The organism is Mycobacterium bohemicum DSM 44277, assembly GCF_001053185.1.
GTDB classification, from domain to species: Bacteria; Actinomycetota; Actinomycetes; order Mycobacteriales; family Mycobacteriaceae; genus Mycobacterium; species Mycobacterium bohemicum.
The window spans coordinates 51,454-71,167 of the sequence record NZ_CSTD01000002.1; the positions used below are offsets into that span (position 1 = coordinate 51,454).

Annotated in this window: 21 protein-coding genes and 3 pseudogenes; 7 read left to right on the forward strand and 17 right to left on the reverse strand. The window is 69.9% G+C overall.

Annotated features, from left to right (window positions below; genetic code table 11):
- Positions 1-38: 38 nt before the first annotated feature.
- Together dinB and BN971_RS10290 are read right to left on the reverse strand one after the other, a co-directional pair.
- Entirely contained in the window at positions 39-1,238 is a 1,200-nt protein-coding gene (gene dinB, locus BN971_RS10285) for a DNA polymerase IV (protein WP_085178794.1), read from the reverse strand.
- A 14-nt stretch (positions 1,239-1,252) separates the two neighbouring features.
- The gene (locus BN971_RS10290) at positions 1,253-1,903 is read right to left on the reverse strand and encodes a TetR/AcrR family transcriptional regulator (protein WP_085178801.1); all 651 of its coding nucleotides are present in this window, start codon (positions 1,901-1,903) and stop codon (positions 1,253-1,255) included.
- Between the two features lie 77 nt (positions 1,904-1,980).
- Between BN971_RS10290 and BN971_RS10295 the strand changes: the two genes are divergently transcribed.
- Positions 1,981-3,450 carry a flavin-containing monooxygenase gene (locus BN971_RS10295; RefSeq protein WP_085178793.1) on the forward strand — a complete coding sequence of 490 codons (1,470 nt, stop codon included), beginning with the start codon at positions 1,981-1,983 and terminating at the stop codon, positions 3,448-3,450.
- Between the two features lie 3 nt (positions 3,451-3,453).
- On the opposite strand, the gene rraA is transcribed toward BN971_RS10295, so the two are convergent.
- The 11 genes from rraA to BN971_RS10345 form a co-directional block, all read right to left on the reverse strand.
- Positions 3,454-3,927 carry a ribonuclease E activity regulator RraA gene (gene rraA, locus BN971_RS10300; protein ID WP_085178792.1) on the reverse strand — a complete coding sequence of 158 codons (474 nt, stop codon included), beginning with the start codon at positions 3,925-3,927 and terminating at the stop codon, positions 3,454-3,456.
- 9 nt (positions 3,928-3,936) lie between these two features.
- Positions 3,937-4,398: an Rv3852 family protein gene (locus BN971_RS26635; RefSeq protein ID WP_085178791.1), complete on the reverse strand. Its 462-nt coding sequence runs from the start codon at positions 4,396-4,398 to the stop codon at positions 3,937-3,939.
- Positions 4,399-4,493: 95 nt separating this feature from the next.
- Positions 4,494-4,988 (reverse strand): copper resistance CopC family protein, encoded by a 495-nt coding sequence (locus BN971_RS10310; RefSeq protein WP_085178790.1) that lies wholly within the window; start codon positions 4,986-4,988, stop codon positions 4,494-4,496.
- On the reverse strand, positions 4,985-5,641 hold the full coding sequence (locus BN971_RS10315; protein WP_085178789.1) for a YcnI family protein: 657 nt from the start codon (positions 5,639-5,641) through the stop codon (positions 4,985-4,987). The genes BN971_RS10310 and BN971_RS10315 overlap by 4 nt, the downstream gene beginning before the upstream one ends.
- Positions 5,642-5,662: 21 nt before the next feature.
- Entirely contained in the window at positions 5,663-6,319 is a 657-nt protein-coding gene (locus tag BN971_RS10320; RefSeq protein WP_085178788.1) for a DUF6474 family protein, read from the reverse strand.
- A 127-nt stretch (positions 6,320-6,446) separates the two neighbouring features.
- Positions 6,447-6,845 (reverse strand): transcriptional regulator, encoded by a 399-nt coding sequence (locus BN971_RS10325; RefSeq protein ID WP_085178800.1) that lies wholly within the window; start codon positions 6,843-6,845, stop codon positions 6,447-6,449.
- A 455-nt stretch (positions 6,846-7,300) separates the two neighbouring features.
- Positions 7,301-7,996, reverse strand: coding sequence for a TMEM165/GDT1 family protein (locus tag BN971_RS10330; protein WP_085178787.1), 696 nt, complete (start codon positions 7,994-7,996; stop codon positions 7,301-7,303).
- Positions 7,997-8,200: 204 nt separating this feature from the next.
- Entirely contained in the window at positions 8,201-8,734 is a 534-nt protein-coding gene (locus BN971_RS10335) for a peptidase (RefSeq protein ID WP_085178786.1), read from the reverse strand.
- A gap of 185 nt (positions 8,735-8,919) precedes the next feature.
- Positions 8,920-9,543, reverse strand: coding sequence for a superoxide dismutase (locus tag BN971_RS10340; protein WP_085178785.1), 624 nt, complete (start codon positions 9,541-9,543; stop codon positions 8,920-8,922).
- Between the two features lie 171 nt (positions 9,544-9,714).
- Positions 9,715-9,870, reverse strand: coding sequence for a hypothetical protein (locus tag BN971_RS25035; protein WP_169718525.1), 156 nt, complete (start codon positions 9,868-9,870; stop codon positions 9,715-9,717).
- A gap of 336 nt (positions 9,871-10,206) precedes the next feature.
- Entirely contained in the window at positions 10,207-10,902 is a 696-nt protein-coding gene (locus BN971_RS10345) for a hypothetical protein (protein WP_090350074.1), read from the reverse strand.
- Positions 10,903-10,993: 91 nt separating this feature from the next.
- Between BN971_RS10345 and pheA the strand changes: the two genes are divergently transcribed.
- Together pheA and BN971_RS10355 are read left to right on the forward strand one after the other, a co-directional pair.
- The gene (pheA, locus tag BN971_RS10350; RefSeq protein ID WP_085178780.1) at positions 10,994-11,947 is read left to right on the forward strand and encodes a prephenate dehydratase; all 954 of its coding nucleotides are present in this window, start codon (positions 10,994-10,996) and stop codon (positions 11,945-11,947) included.
- Positions 11,944-12,639 (forward strand): histidine phosphatase family protein, encoded by a 696-nt coding sequence (locus tag BN971_RS10355; protein ID WP_085178779.1) that lies wholly within the window; start codon positions 11,944-11,946, stop codon positions 12,637-12,639. The genes pheA and BN971_RS10355 overlap by 4 nt, the downstream gene beginning before the upstream one ends.
- Positions 12,640-12,646: 7 nt before the next feature.
- Here BN971_RS10355 and BN971_RS10360 read toward each other — a convergent pair whose 3' ends face one another.
- The 3 genes and pseudogenes from BN971_RS10360 to BN971_RS10370 all read right to left on the reverse strand — a co-directional run.
- Positions 12,647-12,841: a hypothetical protein gene (locus tag BN971_RS10360; RefSeq protein WP_085178778.1), complete on the reverse strand. Its 195-nt coding sequence runs from the start codon at positions 12,839-12,841 to the stop codon at positions 12,647-12,649.
- Positions 12,838-13,240: pseudogene (locus BN971_RS10365) on the reverse strand (metallopeptidase family protein). Before BN971_RS10365 ends, BN971_RS10360 begins: the two are co-directional and overlap by 4 nt.
- A 13-nt stretch (positions 13,241-13,253) precedes the next feature.
- Positions 13,254-14,312, reverse strand: a pseudogene (locus tag BN971_RS10370) (septum formation family protein); the annotation flags it as partial.
- 4 nt (positions 14,313-14,316) lie between these two features.
- On the opposite strand from BN971_RS10370, the pseudogene serS reads away from it, so the two are divergent.
- A pseudogene (gene serS, locus BN971_RS10375) lies at positions 14,317-15,243 on the forward strand (serine--tRNA ligase); the annotation flags it as partial.
- Positions 15,244-15,285: 42 nt separating this feature from the next.
- Here the strand turns inward: serS and BN971_RS10380 are convergent.
- Entirely contained in the window at positions 15,286-15,771 is a 486-nt protein-coding gene (locus tag BN971_RS10380) for a DUF2834 domain-containing protein (RefSeq protein ID WP_085183430.1), read from the reverse strand.
- A 72-nt stretch (positions 15,772-15,843) separates the two neighbouring features.
- On the opposite strand from BN971_RS10380, the gene BN971_RS10385 reads away from it, so the two are divergent.
- The 3 genes from BN971_RS10385 (at position 15,844) to BN971_RS10395 (ending at position 19,710) form a co-directional block, all read left to right on the forward strand.
- Positions 15,844-16,470, forward strand: coding sequence for a TetR/AcrR family transcriptional regulator (locus tag BN971_RS10385; protein ID WP_085183429.1), 627 nt, complete (start codon positions 15,844-15,846; stop codon positions 16,468-16,470).
- A gap of 50 nt (positions 16,471-16,520) precedes the next feature.
- Positions 16,521-18,104, forward strand: a complete 1,584-nt coding sequence (locus BN971_RS10390; protein WP_085183428.1) for a phytoene desaturase family protein — start codon at positions 16,521-16,523, stop codon at positions 18,102-18,104.
- A gap of 166 nt (positions 18,105-18,270) precedes the next feature.
- A complete protein-coding gene (locus tag BN971_RS10395) occupies positions 18,271-19,710 on the forward strand; it encodes a condensation domain-containing protein (RefSeq protein ID WP_085183427.1) in 1,440 nt (479 codons plus the stop codon).
- Positions 19,711-19,714 lie beyond the last annotated feature (4 nt).

Genomic DNA, 19,714 nt, shown 5'->3' on the forward strand with positions numbered 1-19,714 from the left:
GGGCCGGGAGGCCGGGCGCCGGCGGATCGGGCGGTGGCTCAGTCGGGGAGGTGCGGCATCTCCCACCCCGCGTCGCGGCCGACCAACACCGCCGGCGTCAGGGCCGATCGCCCGTAGCGCCGGCGGATCTGGTCGATCGCCGCGTCGACCGAGGCGGTCTCGTCGCCGAACGGCAGCAGCAGCTGCTGGGCGCCGCTGCGGTCGATCCCCGTCACGGCGAACCCGACCAGGGTCAACCCGCGCTGCGCGATCAGCGGGGCCGCCGACGAGACCAGCCGGCGGGCGGCCTCGAGGATGGGCCGGGTCGACGAGGTGGCCCACGGCAGGGTAAGGGACCGGCTCACCCGGCTGAAGTCGTCGAACCGCAGCCGCAGTACCACCGTGCGGCCGGTGCGCCCGGCCGCTCGCATCCGCGACGTGATGCGGTCGACGAGGTTGACCACCACGGCGTCGATCTCGGCGGCCGACATGGTGTTGCCGGCGCGACCCAGCGCCCGCTGCGCGCCGATCGACCGGCGGCGCACACCGGTGCTCACCCGTCGGCGGTCGATGTTTCGGGAAAGGGCGAACAGTTGGCGCCCCATCGCGGCGCCGACCAGCGACCCCAGCGTCGACTCGCTCAACTCCGCGACGTCGGCGACGGTCTCGATGCCGTGGGCGCGCAGCTTGTCGGCGGTCTTGGCCCCCACGCCCCACAGCCGGCGCACCGGCAGCGGGTGCAGGAACGCCAGCTCGCGGTCGGGTGGCACCAGCAGCAAGCCGTCGGGCTTGGCCTCCTGGCTGGCGACCTTGGCGAGGAACTTGGTGCGCGCCACCCCGACGGTGATGGGCAGGCCGGCGCGTTCGCGCACGTCGGCGCGCAGCCGCTCGGCGATGTCCACCGGCGTTCCGGAGACCCTGCGCAGCCCGCCGACGTCGAGGAACGCCTCGTCCACCGACAGGGGCTCGACGATCGGGGTGCAGTCGCGAAACACCTCGAAGACGGCGTCGCTGGCGCGCGTGTAGGCGGCCATCCGAGGGGGGACGACGACGGCGTTCGGGCACAGCCGCCGCGCCTGCGCCCCGCCCATCGCGGTGCGCACCCCGTAGGCCTTGGCCTCGTAGCTGGCGGCGAGCACGACCCCGCCGCCGACGATCACCGGGCGACCCCGCAGCGTCGGGTCGTCGCGTTGTTCGACGGAGGCGTAGAACGAGTCCAGGTCCGCGTGAAGGATGGAAGCGTCGCACCGCACGAACATATGTTCGCATGCGGCTATGACGGCAGGCCGGATTCCCCGTAGATGCTGTTGACCCAGATGTGGGTGAGCGTGTCGACGACCCGGCCCTCCTCGACCGCCGGTGTCTCGGCGGACAGCGCGGCCATCATGGTGCGCTCGTTCATCTGGTTCAGCGCGGTGGCCAGGTCGGTCGCCGGGATGGTGTGCGGCGCGGCCCCCCGGTCGCGCTCGGCGGCGATCATGGTCGCCGTCTGGTCGATCCACTTCTGCATGAAGCCCGACCACAGCGCTCGCAGCTCGGAGCTGGTGGCCAGCGCCTCGGTCGCGGCGCGCGCCACCGCGCGGTGGGAGGCGAACGCGGTGAAGAACGCCTTGATGCCGTTGCGCCACACCCGGCGTGGGTCCGTCGGGAGCAGCCGGATCGCGTCGTCGATCTCGGAGTCGGCGCGCGCGATCAGCGGCTCCAGCAGCGAGAGCAGCACCGCCTCCTTGGACTTGAAGTAGAAGTAGAACGTGGGCCGCGACAGCCCGGCGCCCTTGGCCAGGTCGTCGACCGAGATGTCGGCGAGCGAGCGCTCCTCCAGCAGCCGCTCGGCGGTCGCGAGGATCGCCTGCTCGCGGTCGTCGCCCGACGGGCGCACGGCGCGGCGCCCGCGCAGCGCGCGGTTCGGGCCGACGGTAGTCACGCCGGCCACTTTACACGGCGTCGACGATCTCGACACCGTGTTGACCAGGTCGACGCCCCGTTGATAACGTGGGCCGCATGACTGAGCACCTTGACGTCGTGATCGTCGGCGCCGGCATTTCGGGGATCAGCGCGGCGTGGCATCTGCAGGATCGCTGCCCGAGCAAGAGCTACGCGATCCTGGAACGCCGCGACGACCTGGGCGGCACGTGGGACCTGTTCAAGTACCCGGGGATCCGGTCGGACTCGGACATGTTCACCCTCGGGTTCCGGTTCAAGCCGTGGCGCTCGGCGAAGTCGATCGCCGACGGCCCCTCGATCAAGGCCTACGTCAAGGAGGCCGCGGTCGAGAACCGGATCGACCGCCACATCCGCTATCGCCAGCGGGTCGTCGCCGCCGACTGGTCCGACGCCGAGAACCGCTGGACCCTGACGGTGGACAGCGACGGCAAGCAGAGCGACATCACCTGCTCGTTCCTGTTCGCCTGCACCGGCTACTACAACTACGACGAGGGCTTCTCGCCGACGTTCGCCGGCGCCGAGGACTTCGGGGGCACGATCGTGCATCCCCAGCACTGGCCGGAGGACCTGGATTACGCGGGCAAGAAGATCATCGTCATCGGATCGGGCGCCACGGCCATCACCTTGATCCCGGCCCTGGTGAATTCGGGCTCCGGGCACGTGACGATGCTGCAGCGCTCACCGACCTACATCGGCTCGCTGCCCGGCGTCGACCCGTTCGCCGTGCGGTTCAACCGCTGGCTGCCGGATCGGCTGGCGCACATCGCGAATCGCTGGAAAGCGATCGCCTTCAGCACATTTCAGTACCAGCTGGCGCGCAAGCGGCCGGCCTACATGCGCAAGACGCTGATGACGATGGCGGAGCGCCGCCTGCCCAAGGGCTACGACGTCGAGAAGCACTTCGGCCCGCGGTACAACGTGTGGGACCAACGGCTGTGCCTGGCCCCCGACGGCGACTTCTTCCGGACCATCCGGCACGGCAAGGCCGACGTCGTCACCGACACCATCGACCGGTTCACCAAGACCGGCATCCGGCTGACCTCCGGCGAGGAGCTGCAGGCCGACATCATCGTCACCGCAACGGGTTTGAACATGCAGCTGCTGGGCGGCGTGCAGCCCAGCCGGAACGGCCAGCCGATGGACCTGACCTCGCTGATGACCTACAAGGGCTGCATGTTCTCCGGGGTCCCCAACTTCGCGATCACCTTCGGCTACACCAACGCGTCGTGGACGCTGAAGGCCGACCTGGTATCCGAGTTCGTCTGCCGGCTGCTGAACTACATGGACGCCAAGGGTTTTGACATCGTGGAGCCGGAGCGCCCGGGCGCCGACGTCGACGAGCTGCCGTTCATGGACTTCAACCCCGGATACTTCCAGCGCTCGATGCACCTGCTGCCCAAGTCGGGTTCGCGCGCGCCGTGGCGGCTCAAGCAGAACTACTTCTTCGACATGCGCACGATCCGCCGGGGCAAGGTCGCCGACGAGGGCCTGAAGTTCGCCAAGAAGCGCGCGACCGTTGCCGCCTAGCGCCTAGACGACGACGATGCCGTCGTCGTCGCTGTAGGCGATCTCGCCCGGCACGAACGTCACCCCGCCGAGGGTGAGTTCGGCGTCGCGCTCCCCGGCCCCGGTCTTGGTGCTCTTGCGCGGGTTGGTGCCCAGCGCCTTGATGCCGATGTCGATGCCGCGTAGTGCGGCGGCGTCGCGCACGGCCCCGTTGATGATCAGCCCGGCCCAGCCGTGGGAGCGGGCCAGCTCGGCGATGACGTCGCCAACCAGCGCGGCGTGCAGCGAGCCGGCGCCGTCGATCACCAGCACCCCGCCCTCACTCGGCTCGGACAGCACCGATTTGAGCAGCGCATTGTCCTGGAAACAGCGCACGGTGCTGATCGGGCCGGCGAATTCGTTGCGGCCGCCGAACTGGCGGAATTGCAGGTCACAGCTGCGCACGTCCGAGCCGATGTCGTCGACCAGATCGGCGGTTGGGCGAAAGAACACGGTCACGTCGGCAGGTCAGCGGCGCCGCAGCTGACGGATCAGCAGGATGGCCAGCAGGCTGACGCTCAGGGCGACGATCAGCGGCACCGGCAACTGGCGCAGCGCCGACGCCCCAGCGCCCGCGGAGACCGGGTCGTTGGCTGACTCGACCGTTGATTTCGCTTGCGCGGCAGCGTCTTTGGCCGCCGCGGACAGGTCGCCGTTGGTCTCGATGCGCTGCGCGGCCGCGACCGGCTGCGCGGGGGGCCGGGGCGGGGGCGGCGCCGGGCTCTTGGCCGGGGCCTTTTTGGCGGGCGCCTTTTTCGCCGGAGCCTTTTTGGCGGGAGCCTTCTTCGCAGGTGCCTTCTTGGCGGGCGCCTTGGCGATCTTCTTGGCCGCCTTGGCGGGGGGCTTCTTCTCCGGGGGGATCGGCGCGTTCTCCGGCGGAATCGGCGCGCCGCCGGGGTCGCCGTCGGGTTGGTCCTGCGGTTCTGCCATGCGGCCGCTCCTTTGCGCCTTCTCCGTCGCGCACCAAAAGTTCCTCGGGTCCCATCATGCCAGGGCGGGCGGGGGCTCCCCGCCGAGCGGGCGGGTCACGATCGGCGGCGCACCGCCCAGAGGGCGCCGGCTGCGACGAGCGCCGCGGCGGCCGCGACAAACGGCCAGACCGGTAACTCTCCGCCGCCGTCGGGGCCGGCGACCTTGGGGCCGGGCGTGCCGGTGCCCGGCACCGTCAGGCGAAATGACCAGGACCCGGACACCACGTGGCCGTCCGCGGACGTCACGCGGTAGTTGACCGTGTAGGTGCCCGTGGGGCCGAGCGGCCTGAGCGCGATGCCGATGACGGCGCCCTGCACGGTGGCTTCCCCGGTGGACCACACGTTGCCGTCGGGGCCGACGACCGTCATCGCCGCGAACGTGGTCTGCAGCCGCTCGTTGAAGGTGGCGCTCACCCGGTCGGGGCCCGCGGTGAGCGCCGCGGCGTCCGGGGGGTCGGTGGAGACGCGGGCGGCGTGCGCGAACGCGACGGGGGCGGTGAGCGCGGCGAGCACCATCAGCGCCCCGACGGCCACCGCGAGGCGCCTCATGCCCGTCGTCGGATCAGCACCAGGAAGACGCCGATGGCGGCCAAGACCAGCGCCGCGCCGGCGAGCAGGCGCGCGGTGTTGTCCGCCGACTTCGCCGGCGGCGCCGCGTTGTTGGCGGGGGCGGCGGCGGGCGGATGATGATCATGCGGTGCCGCCGAACCGGTCTGGAGCGTCAGCATCGGGGCCGGATGCTCGGGCTCGGCGCCGCCGGCCAGCGGCGGCTGATCCCACTTCACGACCGTGCCGTCGGAATAGGTCTGGGTGGCCGGAAAGCTGACCGTGTCGGCGTCGGGAAGCTGGACCGAGATCCGGAACAGGGCGAACTGGTCGACCCCGATCCCGGCGCCCGCGGCGGCCGTCCAGGTCACCGAGTGGACGGTTCCGGCGGCAGCGTCGCGGTCCAGCGTCGCCGTCCAGCCGGGCAGGTATTCGGTGCTCACCGACGGGGCGTCGGGCAGGGCGACGGTCACCGCGGTCGTCCGAGCGCCCGTGTTCGATTCGTTGGGAACCTGGAACGTGACCAGCGCGGTGGCGCCCCGTACCGCGTTGTCGCTGCTGGCATGGACGTGCGCCCACGCCGCCGGCGCGGCGGACGCGAGGTAGAGCGCGCCGGAGGCGGCGAGCGCGGTCAGACACCTACGGGCGCGTGGCAAGTCGGACCTCCGTTTTCGGTGTCAGCCGAGCCCGAGCCGGGCCATCAGGTCCGCCTCGATGCCGTCGAGCTGGGACGAGATCGCGGCGTGGGCCGCGCGGCGCCGGCCGGCCGGCATGTTCTCCGCGGCGGTGACGGCGGCCGAGAGGTCGGCGAGCCGCTCGGTGATGGCGGAGGCGAACCGCTTGGTCTCGGCGTCCTTGGGCTTGCGGTCCTGCACCATCTGCAGCGACTTCTCCGCGCCGGCGATGCGGGCCGACAGCTGGGCGCCATGCCCGGAGAACTGTCCGATCTGGGCCAGCGGAATCCCGAGCTGGTCCGCGCGGCGCTGGTCGATCATCGCGCGCGCGGCCATGGCCGCCCGGTAGATCACCGGGGTGAGAATCGGGGCGAGCAGCCGGGACACCGTCAGCATCCGCCGGATTCGCGTCGGCGAGAACACCTTGCCCTCCCGGGCCGTCTTGAGTTCGGTCTCGGCCACCTTCAGCGCGGTGCGGTCGCTGTCCCGCGCGGCCTGTATCTGCGCGCGCAGCGCCTTCTCCGCGGCCCGTTTTTCCGCCTTGAGGCGACGGGTCTCGTTCTTCGCGGCCAGGCGGGCCTCCAGCTTGGCGCGGGCCTTGATCGCACGGGCTTCTGCACGACGCGTCGCGCGACTCTTTCGCTTGCGGAACAGGCCCATTCCCGGCCGCCTCCCCGTGTCTGGTGGACTATCGCTCTCGCGCACGCGCGATCCAAGCAACCCTAATCGGCATGGCGGGGCGGCAGCCCTTCAGGGCGGACTCCCCGGGAGGGTGCGCGGGCGCCCGCTAGGAGTCCGAGTGCTCCGCGTGGCGCAACTCCTCGACCCGTTTCGCGATTTCCTGCCGGCCCTCCGGGGACAACTCGGCCGCCGCCAGGGCGATGCGGCGCACCCCGTCGTCGCGCATGGTGGCAAGCCACGACAGTTCCTTGTCGAGCTTCTCGTAGTACTCATCGTCGGTGAAGTAGGCCGACTTGATCCGGAAGAAGTTGGCCAGGGCCGCCATCGTGGTCGCGGACGGATTGGTGCGGTTGCCGGAACGTAGCTGGGACAGGTACGGAGCCGACATCGTCACGCCCTCCGCCTTCAGCGCCGCGATCACCTCGGCCGAGGTGTGGGGACCGCGCCCGGGCGGATACACGGTGTCGAAGAGGCGGTTCAGGCGGGCGGCGAATGTCGTGCTCATCGATATGACCTCCACTGGGCTGTAGAGCGAGCGTTTACCTAAGTGTATTAGCTGGCCATGGTAGCGACGGTTGGCGGGCGCAACCAGTTGCAAACCCGGCCAGTTCTGGTACGCCCGTACCGAAGGTGCGCCAATTCCACACGTGACGAGGGTCCATCCGATTCCCGGAGGTGTCCACAAGGCGGCGCAAACTCACAGCTTACCCGCAGAATTCGGCGCTGCGCCGGGCGCATCGGGAGGGCCTCGTCCGATCCGCCACGGCGGCGCGATTACGCCTGCTGAGCGGTCGCACGGCAACCGGGCGGCGGCCGACGGCCTCGATGGCAACCATTTTGCTGCCAAGTTTTGAAATAAGGCCGATAACGGGCCCGGGGTGCAGGGAATCGACCGCGCGGATACCTCCGGGGCCCGGGGCGGCGGATTCGCGTGGGAGGGGCGCCCCCGGCGTCGTACCGTCAGGTCAGGTCGGGCGGCGCTCCGGCGTTTGCGGCGCCCGCCCTGCGGCGGAGCAGAGTTTGCGCGGCGGCCGCGACCGCCGCGCAGACGGCCACGGTGGCGGTGACCGCGATGGCCGCGTAGCGCCACTGCAGCGCGCTGTCGAAGAGCAGCCAGAGGCCGAAGATCAGGAACAGCAGGCCGGCCAGGGTCTGGAGCAGATGCTCGGGGAGGCGTCGGTGCAGCAGCGTGCCCACCCCGATCGCCAGGGCGTCGGCCAGCACCATGCCCACGGTGGTGCCGATCCAGACGCCGGCCCAGTCGTGATGGCTGGCCAGCGTCACCGTGGCCAGTGTCGTCTTGTCGCTGAGCTCGGCGAGCGCGAACGATGCCACCACGCTCAGCAACGTCAGACGCGAACTCCGTCCGGTCGAGACGGCCTCGCCCGCGGACGCCGGCCCGCGCCACACCCAGGCCGCGAATATCAGGAAGGCGGCGGCCGACGCGAACGCCATCGGACGCGCAGGCAGCGCGGCGCCCAGGAAATGGCCGATCGTCACCGACACCCCGTGCGCCACGAACGCTGCGATCGCGACGCCGCTCAGCACCAGCCACCACCGGTACCGCAATGCGTACGTCATGGTGATGAGTTGCGACTTGTCGCCGAGTTCGGCGAGGAACACCACGCCGAGGCTCAGCAGTGTGGCGGCGAGCATGCGGGCGACCTTTCGACGCGTCGCCGACGACCTCGCGATCGTCGGCTACCCGGTCGAAGGTCTCGCCCACCGGTCACGGTGGACCGGTTCGCCGGCCGGGCTGACGCCAGTATGTCGACACGACGATTGGGGGCTACTCCCCTTCGCTAGCCGTTACAGATTAACGGGCGGACCGGCCGTGCGCCACGGCGTCGGCGGCGTTTTTCAGGCTGCGAGCAGCATCGCCAGAATGGCGGTGTCGGGATGGCTGATGGGGTCGACGCCGACGCGGCTCACCATGGACGTGATGGTGCCGTCGGCTTCGGCTTCCACCCAGGCGGCCCGGTGCTCCAGGCCCAGGTATGGCAATCCCGGCAGCAGCACGCATCCCGACGCCGCTCCCGTGCATTCCGGCAGCGACGGCGTGGTTTCCGAGGGCGGGTGCAGCATGAGCAGGGCGGGCGGCTGGTGATCCCCGAAATAGCCCGGCTGGATGGCGGATTCACCGAACACCGTGCCCTCGGCGAGCACCAGGCCGACGGTTCCCGGCTCCGGTTCGTCGGGCAACTCCTCGCGGGCACCGAACACCGTTGTGGTGGAAAGCAAGCCGGGCAAAGACGCGACCCGCACCGCGACCATCAACAGTTGCGCCCATTCTTTGGTGGAATCGGGCCAGCGCCCCGAAATCACGAACCCTTTCAGGGCACCACGAGAATGGAAGGGGGACACCCCTATCGGCCGGTCTGAGCCAGTCTCCATTTCGACCTCCCCGCAACGCCTCCGTTTCGGAATAACCATTTGGCGAGGGATTAAGCATGCCTGCGGGTCAAACCCCTTGCAACCCGACACGGCCATGCGAGCCGAGGTCGTAACGGCGACGAAACTTCGGGAAAGAAGAGGGCGCCACGCGATTTCGCGTGGCGCCCTCTTCTTTCGCAACTGCCTCAGGGGGTCAGCAGCCCCGCCGTCTTCGACGTCGCGGCGGCGTAACGCGCCTGCACGTCCGCCCAATTCACGACATTCCAGAACGCCTTGGCGAAATCGACCTTGACGTTTTTGTACTGCAGGTAGAAGGCGTGCTCCCACATGTCGAGCAGCAGCAACGGCACGATGCCCAGCGGGAAGTTCGACTGGTGGTCGTACACCTGGAAGATGAGCAGCTTGTTGCCGAGGGTGTCCCAGCCGAGCGCGGCCCAGCCCGACCCCTGCACGGTCGTGGCGGCGGCGTGGAACTGCGCACGGAAGTTGTCGAACGAGCCGAAGGCGTCGTCGATGGCGGCGGCGAGCTCACCGGTCGGCTTGTCGCCGCCGTCCGGCGAGAGGTTCTTCCACCAGATGGTGTGGTTGACGTGCCCGCCGAGATTGAACGCCAGGTTCTTCTCGTTCAGCAGGATCGCGGCGTGGTCTCCCTTGGACCGTGCCTCCTCCAGCTTCTCCAGGGCGTCGTTGGCGCCCTTGACGTAGGTGGCGTGATGCTTATCGTGGTGAAGCTCGTTGATCTGACCGGAGATGTGGGGTTCGAGCGCTCCGAAATCCCAGTCCAAGTCGGGCAGGGTGTATACAGCCACGGCATTCCTTTCTTCGGTTGTGGTCTTAACGCGCATTCGTGGGGCTGCCACGCGGCGGCCTGACCTCATCAACCCTGCTCCAAGACGGCGCACGCCGCAACAATGCCTAGTGGGGTGGGCCGTCGCGTGGCGTGAGGCAGGGCGCAGCCGCGATCCCCGCTCGGCGCGGGTTCAGGACAGCACGATGAGGGCGAGAACCACGAGCAGCACCAGGGCGATCAAGCCGGCGCGCAGCGCGGCGACGCTGTAGCTGTGGTTCCACGCAGGCGAGCCCGAACACGACTTCGACTGCGCCGGCGAACCGGTACCGAATGAATGCGTGGCCATCAATCGCCTTTCATACGCCCATGCACCCCACCCGAGCATGAGCCCCGCTCGGGGCGCCTATAGAGGACCTAGTGAGGTGAGTCACAACAACGTTTCGGACCGCGATCATAACGCGTCGAGATCGGCTTGGAAAATGTGGCGCGTGGCAGGGCCGCCAGCTGCGCGAATGTGGGCGTTCCGCCGTCCGGCGAGGGCGGCATGACCAGCCAGGATGAGCAAACCGACGGGCGCTCGCGCGACCCGCTCAACTTGGCGACTCATTTCGCTCGCATCCCGGACGGACCTGTTTATGGGACGGGTGTACCACCGGGTTGTTATCCACAAGTCCAACACCCGTTAACCCGCAAAGGCTGTAGTGATGCGGCTCATACCCGGCCAGGCGGTGTGGATAAACCTGTGGAAACTGTGGATAGCTGTCGAACGGTCCGGCGTTGCTAAGGCTGCCCTCATCGGCGCTGACGGCGTCGTCGCCGGGGCGGGCGGGTGCGGCGCTAGTCTGGTCCGGTGATTCAGGTGTGCTCCCAGTGCGGCACCCGATGGAACGTGCGCGAACGGCGCCGCGACGTCGACCGCTTCGGCGCCGGTGGCGTCGGTGACCACGACGGAGGCGACCTCGATCCGCAGCAGCGTGTAGCGGGGCTCGTCGTCGCGGCAGACCGACCGGGGGGTCTCGACCTGCAGAAGGGCCGGATTCGGGCAGTCGCTGGCGATCCGGTCCAGCAGCGGTGTGACCGCCTCGGGCGCCACCTCGGCCAGCCGCCCACGCACCCAGACCAGCGAGCGGACCGGTTCGCGCAGCGGCAGCGGCGCGTGGTCGGTGAGCTCGAGCAGCGCCTGCGATCCGCCGAGCGGGCGGCCGCCTCCGCGGGGCGCCTCCAGGGCGATGGCGAAGGACCCGTCGTCGAGCAGGTGATGCACCGGCGTGGCGACCGCGTCCTCGCGCTCGACCGCCACGAGCCCCCCGGCAGCCCGCGCGCAGGCGCTGCGAATCCGTTCGGCGGTCGTCGGCGTGGCGTCGGTCAGCGGCAACACGATGTCTCCTTAAGTTAGGCAAGGCTAAGTTAACTTAGACGCGGCGCCCGCGCAAGGAGTGTTTGGCCCGGCCCGCCGTTAGGGTTGGAGCGTGACCCGCATCGCGTACCTCGGACCGTCGGGGACTTTCACCGAGGCGGCGCTCGCGCAGATCACGGCCTCCGGCCTGATCCCCGGGCAGGACGCGGGAACCGTGCAGCGGCTGCCGATGGAAAGCACGCCCGCCGCGCTGGACGCGGTCCGCGACGGCGCCGCCGATTACGCCTGCGTGCCGATCGAGAATTCGATCGACGGGTCCGTGACGCCCACGCTGGACAGCCTGGGGATGGGTTCGCCCCTGCAGGTGTTCGCCGAGACCACGCTGGACGTCGCGTTCAGCATCGTGGTCAGGGCCGGCCTCAAACCGGAGGGCGCGAACGTGCGCACGGTGGCGGCCTTCCCGGTCGCGGCGGCGCAGGTGCGGCAGTGGCTGGCGGCACACCTGCCGGACGCGGAACTGCGGCCGGCGTATTCCAACGCCGACGCCGCCCGCCAGGTGGCCGACGGCCTCGCCGACGCGGCGGTGACCTCGCCGCTGGCGGCCGCGCACTGGGAGTTGGCCACCCTGGCCGACGGCGTCGTCGACGAACCCAACGCGCGTACCCGCTTCGTCCTGATCGGGCCGCCTGGGCCGCCGCCGGGGCGCAGCGGGGCCGACCGGACGTCGGTCGTGCTGCGGCTGGACAACACCCCCGGCGCGCTGGTGGCCGCGCTCGCCGAGTTCGGCATCCGCGGCATCGACCTCACCCGGATCGAGTCCAGGCCCACCAGGACCGGGCTCGGCACCTACCTGTTCTTCGCCGACTGCGTCGGTCACATCGACGACGGCGCCGTCGCCGAGGCACTCAAGGCGCTGCACCGTCGTTGTGCCGATGTGCGGTATCTGGGTTCGTGGCCGACGGGTTCGGCCGCCGGGGTGGCGCCGCCGCCGGCCGACGACGCGTCGCAGTGGCTGGCGCGGCTGCGGGAGGGTAAGCCCGTCCCCGAACAGGGGCCGGCGCCGTGAGCGGGCGGTTGGTGCTGGTGCGTCACGGCCAGTCCTACGGCAACGTCGAGCGCAGGCTGGACACGCGACCGCCCGGAGCGGAACTCACGCCGCTGGGCCGCGACCAGGCCCGGGCGTTCGCCCGTGCCACGGGGCGGCCGGCGATGCTGGCGCACTCGGTGGCCACCCGCGCGTCGCAGACGGCCGCGGTGATCGGCGCCGAACTCGAGGTGGCCGCGGTCCAGTTCGAGGGCATCCACGAGGTGCAGGTCGGGCAGCTGGAAAACCGCAGCGACGATGAGGCCGTCGCGGAATTCAACGCGATCTACGAGCGGTGGCACCGCGGCGAGCGCGATGTGCCGCTGCCCGGCGGGGAGACCGGCAACGACGTGTTGGACCGCTACGTGCCGGTGCTCACCGACCTGCGCGCGCGCTACCTGGAGGACGACGGTTGGAAGGGCGACATCGTCGTGGTCAGCCACGGCGCGGCGATCCGGCTGGCGTCGGCGGTGCTGGCGGGGCTGGACGGCGACTTCGCGCTGGACAACCACCTGGAGAACGCCCAGTCGGTGGTGCTGAGCCCGGTCTCCGGCGGGCGGTGGACCTGCGTCCGGTGGGGCTCGATGACGCCGCCGTTCGACACCCCGGCCGCTGAGGCCGTCGCGAGTCCGGTGGAGGACGCGGTGCGCTCGGGCACCGACCCGATGGGCTGAGGGGCGATCAGACGGCGATGCGCACCGACTCGGCGCAGCCGGCGCAGCCGACGGCGTCGCAGTCGATGACGAAGGTGTGCGCCACCAGCTCGGGACTGGCGCAGTCCGGTTCGGTGCATTCCCAGCGCAGCAGCGAGTGGCGAATGATGGTGCCGTGACAGTGATCTAGGCCCGCCAGGCACTCCCGGCAATCGTGGCTCATAGGCCGTTCATAACACCGGGAGCCGACAAATCGGGGATGCCGCGCCCGTCAGGCCCAGCCCAGTTCTTCCAGCCGGTCGTCGTCGATGCCGAAATGGTGGGCGATTTCGTGGATCACCGTGATGGCGACCTCCTCGACGACGTCGGCGTCGGAGTCGCAGATGTCCAGCAGCGCGTCGCGGTAGATGGTGATGGCGTCCGGCAGGTGTCCGGAGTATTCGGAGTCCCGCTCGGTCAGCGCCACGCCCTCGTAGAGCCCGAGCAGTTCGGGGTCCTGCGGGTGCCGGTCATCGACCAGCACGACGACGTTGTCCATCGCGGCCGCCAGCTCCGGAGGGATCAGGTCCAGAGCGTCGGAGACCAGTTCGTCGAACCTCTGCGGATCCATCCGCACTGCCACGCGGCTAGCCTGCCGGCGCGGGCTGCGGGGCCTCCGGTGCCGGGTTCGCCGCCGGTGGCTGGGCCGGGACCTGCACCGGTATCGGCGGCATCGTGAGCCGCTCCTCGGGGATGTCGGGCGGGGGGACCGGCGGCAGGCCGTTGATCAGCAACTGACCTTTGGCGCTGTTGAGCAGCGTCGCCCAGCCGCCGTTGCCCAGTGTCGCGCCGATGCTGCAGGCGACCTGCCGGCTACCCGCCGTCCAGCTCGACAGCGGCACGGTCGGATAGATCAGGGTCAGGGTGGTGTTGCGCAGCTTGACCGGCGCCAGGTACGCGTCGGTCATCTTGGTGCACGCATCCTTGATGAACCCGTCCTGGTCGGGCTCGGCGGGCAGGGCGCCGGGAAACCTCGCGGCCAGGTTGACGGTGCCGGTGACCTCCACGGCGTGCGGGGCCGCGCAGTCCACCGGGACATCGGTGGGCTGGTTGGTCGACGGGTCGATGCCCAGGCAGGTACCCGACGGCCAGACCTTGGATTGGTCGACGTCGGCGACCTTGCCCGTGAAGGCCTCCTGCTGGTTGTTGGGGCCGGGTAGCTGCAGTCCGCACAGCACGCGGCGGTCGCCCGACTGGCGCCAGGCCCGGTCGCCCGGCCACAGCAGGCTGACGGTGAACTTGCTGTTCGGGTCGAACTTCGGGCCGAGGTAGTTGCGGACCGCGGTTTCGCACTGTTCGGAGGTGATCTGCTGAATGCGGGCGGGTGACGGGGGAGCGGCATTGGGCCCGTACTCAGAGCCGGGGAAGGCCCGCAGGTCGATGGACTCGGCGACCTCGAATTTGTGGTCGTCCGCGCACTTGACCAGGCTCGCCGACTCGGGTGTGGCGTCCGGCCACATCAGGCAGTCGCCGCTGCCCGCGCGGTTGAAGGCGGCACCGCTGCTGCTGGCGGTGCTGGGCACCGGGTTGCTCTCGAGATAGCCGGCCAGCCGCCCGGGCCCGGCGCCGCCCGGGATCGCCGTGACCAGACCGGCGATCAACAACCCGCCGAGCGCGGCGAGCAGCAGCGCCCGCCTCGTCGCCCGGGCCGGCAAGGTGGTGCCCGCCGGCGGCGAGGACGACTACCGGGTGCTGGAGGTGGTCGGCGAACCGGCCGCTATCGGAGATCCCAAAGACCACCTCGAACTCGGCGAGGCGCTGGGCCTGATCGACATGCAGCGCGGCGCCAAGGTGTCCGGCTCGCGGTTCTACTTCCTGACCGGCCGCGGCGCCCTGCTGCAGCTGGGCCTGCTGCAACTGGCCCTGCGGGTGGCCGTCGACAACGGCTTCACGCCGATGATCCCGCCCGTGCTGGTGCGCCCCGAGGTGATGGCCGGCACCGGCTTCCTCGGCGCGCACGCCGACGAGGTCTACCGGGTCCAGGCCGACGATCTCTACCTCGTGGGCACCTCGGAGGTGCCGCTGGCCGGCTACCACGCCGACGAGATCCTGGACCTGTCCGGCGGCCCGCTGAGGTACGCGGGCTGGTCGACCTGCTTCCGGCGCGAGGCGGGAAGTTATGGCAAGGACACCCGCGGCATCATCCGGGTGCACCAGTTCGACAAGGTGGAGGGGTTCGTCTACTGCACTCCGGCCGAGGCGGAGGCCGAGCACGGACGGCTGCTCGGCTGGCAGCGCGAAATGCTGGCCCAGATCGAGGTGCCGTATCGCGTCATCGACGTCGCGGCCGGAGACCTGGGCTCGTCGGCCGCGCGCAAGTTCGACTGCGAGGCCTGGATTCCCACCCAGGGCGCCTATCGCGAGCTCACGTCCACCTCGAACTGCACCACCTTTCAGGCGCGCCGGCTGTCCACCCGCTACCGCGACGAGGCGGGCAAGCCGCAGACCGCGGCCACGCTCAACGGCACGCTGGGCACCACCCGCTGGCTGGTCGCGATCCTGGAGAACCACCAACGGCCCGACGGCAGCGTGCGGGTGCCCGCCGCCCTCGTGCCGTACGTCGGCACCGAGGTCCTGGAGCCTTAGCGAGCCTTACGCCGCCGAGCTGCGCAGCGGGCGCCGTGAGCCTCAGGCGTCGACGGTCTCGCGGACGCGGCCGTGCCGGCGCTGGCGCTCGATGGTGGCGAAGTAGAACGCGAACGCGAACGCGAAACTGGTGAACAAGCTCGAGACAAAGAACAGCCAGGGGCGCCGCAACCCCCGTCGATAGCCGTCCACGATCGTAAACAGTGGCAGCAGAACGACATTGGCAATGGTGTAGTCCTGGCTGGCCGAGCTGGCGGCCGGATTGGTGAACATCAGCCGGATGTATTCGGCCCAGCTCCCGTGTTCGCCCCAGAGCGGATTGGTGGACCCGTGCGAGTACTGCTGCACGTAGGTGATGTTGAAATACCACCCCAACGCGACCGACGCGATGCCGACGACGTAGTAGACGACTTCGAGCGGGGAGAAGATCGGCCCGCCGGCGGGGCGGGCGAACACCTGCTGATTCGACGCGATGATCCAGCCGATGACGGACAGGCCGAGCACCGCGTGGACGAGAAGTGACACCATGGCCGCAGTGTGACGCCGGACTGAAAGTTTTGTCAATATTGACATAACCCGGGGTGGAGTACTTTTAGCCGCATGGTCCGGCCGGCGCAGACGGCGCGCAGCGAACGCACCCGCGAGGCGCTGCGCCAGGCGGCCCTGGTCCGTTTCCTGGCCCAGGGGGTCGAGGACACCTCGGCCGAGCAGATCGCGGCGGACGCCGGGGTATCGCTGCGGACCTTCTATCGGCACTTCGGCTCCAAGCACGACCTCTTGTTTGCCGACTACACCGGCCTGCATTGGTTCCGGAGCGCGCTGGACGCCCGGCCGCACGACGAACCGATCATCGACTCCGTGCAGGCCGCGGTCTTCGCCTTCCCCTACGACGTGGAGGCCGTTGCCAAAATCGCCGCGTTGCGCGGCGACGAACTGGACCCCGGCCGCATCGTGCGCCACATCCGGGAGGTGCAGGCCGACTTCGCCGAGGCCATCGCCGCGCAGCTGCAACGGCGTAGCTGCGCAGCCGGGCCGACGGCCGACGACCGGCTCCGCATCGCGGTGACGGCCCGGTGCATCGCGGCCGCGGTCTTCGGCGCGATGGAGGTCTGGATGCTCGGCGCCGACCGGTCGCTGGGTGAGCTGGCGCGCATGTGCCACACGGCGCTGGAATCGGTGCGGACCGGGGTCACCCAGACCTGGGTGACCGACCAAGTTTCGTCATAATTGACAAAACTTGTCGTCCGTGCCAGCCTCGCTTCTCGGAGGGCAGGGACATGACTGACGCTGAAACCGACTACGACGCGATCGTCATCGGTGCCGGACACAACGGGCTCGCCGCCGCGGTGCTGCTGCAAAAAGCGGGGCTGCGGACCGTATGCCTGGACGCCAAGCTCTACGCGGGCGGGATGGCCTCGACGGTGGAGTTGTTCGACGGATACCGATTCGAGATCGCCGGCTCGGTGCAGTTCCCGACGGCGTCGGTGGTGGTCGAGGAACTGGGCCTGGACACCATGCCGACGATCGACCTCGACGTGATGTCGGTGGCGGTGCGCGGCGTCGGCGACGATCCGCTGGTCCAGTACAGCGACCCGATCAAGTTGTTCACCCACCTCAACGAGGTCCACGGGTCGGACGCCGTCAACGGGATGGCGGGCCTGATGGCCTGGAGCCAGGCGCCCACCCGGGCGCTGGGCCGGTTCGAGGCGGGTACGCCGCCGAAGACCCTCGACGAGATGTATGCCTGCGCCACCAACGAATTCGAACGTTCCGCGATCGACGACATGCTGTTCGGCTCCGTCACCGACGTGCTGGACCGCTACCTTCCCGACCGCGAGAAGCACGCCGCACTGAGGGGCTCGATGACCGTGCTGGCGGTCAACACCCTCTACCGGGGACCGGCCACGCCCGGCAGCGCGGCCGCGCTAGCGTTCGGGCTCGGGGTGCCCGACGGGGACACCATGCAGATGAAGAAGTTGCGCGGCGGCATCGGCGCCCTGACGTCACACCTGTCCGACCTGCTGGAAAGCCACGGCGGCGAAGTGCGCCTGCGCACCAAGGTGACCGAGATCCTGGTGAACGACGGGCGGGTCGGCGGCGTGCGCACCGAGGCCGGAGAGACCCTCACCGCGCCGATCGTGATCTCGGGGATCGCCCCGGACCTGACGGTCAACGAGTTGGTGGATCCGGCCGCGGTTCCCCCTGACATCCGGCAGCGGTTCGCCCGGACCGACCACCGCGGCAGCTACCTGCAGATGCACTTCGCGCTGGCGGAGGCCCCGGCGTTCGCCGCCCCCTATGAGGCGCTCAACGACCCCGCCATGCAGGCGTCGATCGGCCTGTTCTGCACGCCCGAAGAGGTGCAGCAGCAGTGGGAGGACTGCCGCCGCGGGATCGTGCCGGCCGACCCGACGGTGGTGTTGCAGATCCCGTCGCAGAACGACCCGGACCTGGCGCCCGAGGGCAAGCACGCCGCCTCGGCGTTCGCCCTGTGGTTCCCGATCGAGGGCGGCGTAGACGGCGCGGACTACGGCCGGGCGAAGGTCGAAATGGGTCAGCGGGTGATCGACAAGATCACCCGGCTGGCGCCGAACTTCGAACGCAGCATCAGCCGGCACACCACCTTCACGCCCAGGCACATGGGCGTGATGTTCGGTGCCCCCGGCGGCGACTACTGCCACGGACTGCTCAACCCCGACCAGATCGGCCCGAACCGGCCCGGGCCCCGAGGTTTTCTCGGCCAGCCCATCCCCATCGAGGGGCTCTACCTGGGCAGCGCCGGTTGCCACGGCGGGCCGGGAATCACGTTCATCCCCGGCTACAACGCGGCGCGGCAGGCGCTCGCCGACCGCAGCGGCTAGCGACGCCGCGCGGATCGCCCACCCGGTGGGCGATCCGGTGAAACCCCGCGGCTCACAGACACCTTAGCTAGGCTACCCGTGACCCGGCCGTTCCCGTGCCGGCGTGGAGGCGTGGCCGCCCCGCGTCCGGCGTCGAACCCCGGGTGTCGTGGCACAGGAGGTAGCGATGCTGATCGGGCCGTTGGACGTGTCGACGGTCAACGAGTGGGAGCCGGCCGCCGGCACCCTCGTCTCCTGGCGCGCGTCCGCCGCCTCGCTGGCCGCGGCGCGCGAGGCGCCCGCCAGTGCCGTGCCACCGAGTTACGTGCAGGCTCGCCACCTTCGGAGTTTTCGCGAGCAGGCCGCCCGCGGGCTCGAGCACTCGCGCCTGCTCATCGCGTCCGCCGAGGTGCCCGGCCGCTGCGACCTGCGCGCCATGACCTACGTGATCAACAAACACCTGCGCCGGCATGACACGTACCGCAGCTGGTTCGAGTTCTCAGACTCCGGCGACATCGTCCGGCACACCATCGCCGAGCCCGACGACATCGAGTTCCTCCCGGTCGAGCAGGGCGAGCTGTCCACCGCGGAACTGCGCGACCAGGTCGTGGCCACCCCGGACTCGCTGCACTGGGACTGCTTCAGTTTCGGGGTAATCCAGCGCCCCGACGGTTTCACGTTCTACGCCAGCCTCGATCATCTGCACGCCGACGGCCAGTTCATCGGGGTGGGGCTGTTGGAATTCCAGACCATGTACGCCGAGGTGGTGACGGGCAAGCCGCCGATCGGGCTACCCGGGGCCGGCAGCTACGAAGCCTTCTGCGTCCGGCAGCACGAACAAGTCCGCGCGTTGACCGCCGATTCGCCGGAGGTGCGTGCCTGGGTCGAGTTCGCCGAGGCCAACGACGGGACGTATCCGAAATTTCCGCTGCCGCTTGGCGATCCGGACATGCGCTGTGGCGGTGACCTGATGACCGCGACGCTGATGGACGAACGGCAAACCGAGCGGTTCGAGGACGCCTGCGTGGCGGCGGGGGCCCGGTTCATCGGCGGCATGTTCGCGTGCATCGCCCTCGCGCTGCACCAATTGACGGGCAGCGGAACGTATTTCGCGATCACGCCGACGGACACCCGCACGCCGGACGACCTCATGACCCAGGGCTGGTTCACCGGCCACGTCCCGATAACCGTCCCGGTCGCCGGATCGTGCTTCAACGAGATGGCGAGGGCCGGGCAGTCCGCGTTCGACTCGGGCGCGGGCCTGGCGAGCGTGCCGTTCGAACGGGTGGTGGAATTGGCGCCGCGGCTGCGCAACCCGCCGCCGCTGTTCGCTCTGGTGAATTTCTTCGACGCACAAGTGGGCCCGCTTTCGATGCTGGCCAAGCTGTTCGATGGCCGGACCGTCGGTGGCCACAGCGACGGGCGGCTGACCTATCCGCTGAGCACGATGGTGGGCCGGTTCCATCAGACCGCCGCCGGGGTGTTGTTTCCCGACAATCCTGTCGCCCGCGACTCCGTCGCGCGCTACCTGGGGGCGCTGAAATCCGCGTGCGTGCGCGTCGCAGAGGGCGGCGCCGCGGAACGGGACCGCACGGTCGCCCCGTTGCCGAGGCAGGCGGTCTCCTGATTTC

What these genes read in the sequence shown, in the direction of transcription:
- BN971_RS25035 (WP_169718525.1), bottom strand. Translation starts at nt 9,870, where the DNA reads ATGGCCACGCATTCATTCGGTACCGGTTCGCCGGCGCAGTCGAAGTCG.
- BN971_RS26635 (WP_085178791.1), bottom strand. Translation starts at nt 4,398, where the DNA reads ATGGCAGAACCGCAGGACCAACCCGACGGCGACCCCGGCGGCGCGCCG.
- BN971_RS10390 (WP_085183428.1), top strand. Translation starts at nt 16,521, where the DNA reads ATGACTGACGCTGAAACCGACTACGACGCGATCGTCATCGGTGCCGGA.
- BN971_RS10310 (WP_085178790.1), bottom strand. Translation starts at nt 4,988, where the DNA reads ATGAGGCGCCTCGCGGTGGCCGTCGGGGCGCTGATGGTGCTCGCCGCG.
- dinB (WP_085178794.1), bottom strand. Translation starts at nt 1,238, where the DNA reads ATGTTCGTGCGGTGCGACGCTTCCATCCTTCACGCGGACCTGGACTCG.
- BN971_RS10360 (WP_085178778.1), bottom strand. Translation starts at nt 12,841, where the DNA reads ATGAGCCACGATTGCCGGGAGTGCCTGGCGGGCCTAGATCACTGTCAC.
- BN971_RS10385 (WP_085183429.1), top strand. Translation starts at nt 15,844, where the DNA reads ATGGTCCGGCCGGCGCAGACGGCGCGCAGCGAACGCACCCGCGAGGCG.
- BN971_RS10320 (WP_085178788.1), bottom strand. Translation starts at nt 6,319, where the DNA reads ATGGGCCTGTTCCGCAAGCGAAAGAGTCGCGCGACGCGTCGTGCAGAA.
- BN971_RS10325 (WP_085178800.1), bottom strand. Translation starts at nt 6,845, where the DNA reads ATGAGCACGACATTCGCCGCCCGCCTGAACCGCCTCTTCGACACCGTG.
- BN971_RS10395 (WP_085183427.1), top strand. Translation starts at nt 18,271, where the DNA reads ATGCTGATCGGGCCGTTGGACGTGTCGACGGTCAACGAGTGGGAGCCG.
- BN971_RS10295 (WP_085178793.1), top strand. Translation starts at nt 1,981, where the DNA reads ATGACTGAGCACCTTGACGTCGTGATCGTCGGCGCCGGCATTTCGGGG.
- BN971_RS10335 (WP_085178786.1), bottom strand. Translation starts at nt 8,734, where the DNA reads ATGGAGACTGGCTCAGACCGGCCGATAGGGGTGTCCCCCTTCCATTCT.
- BN971_RS10380 (WP_085183430.1), bottom strand. Translation starts at nt 15,771, where the DNA reads ATGGTGTCACTTCTCGTCCACGCGGTGCTCGGCCTGTCCGTCATCGGC.
- BN971_RS10330 (WP_085178787.1), bottom strand. Translation starts at nt 7,996, where the DNA reads ATGCTCGCCGCCACACTGCTGAGCCTCGGCGTGGTGTTCCTCGCCGAA.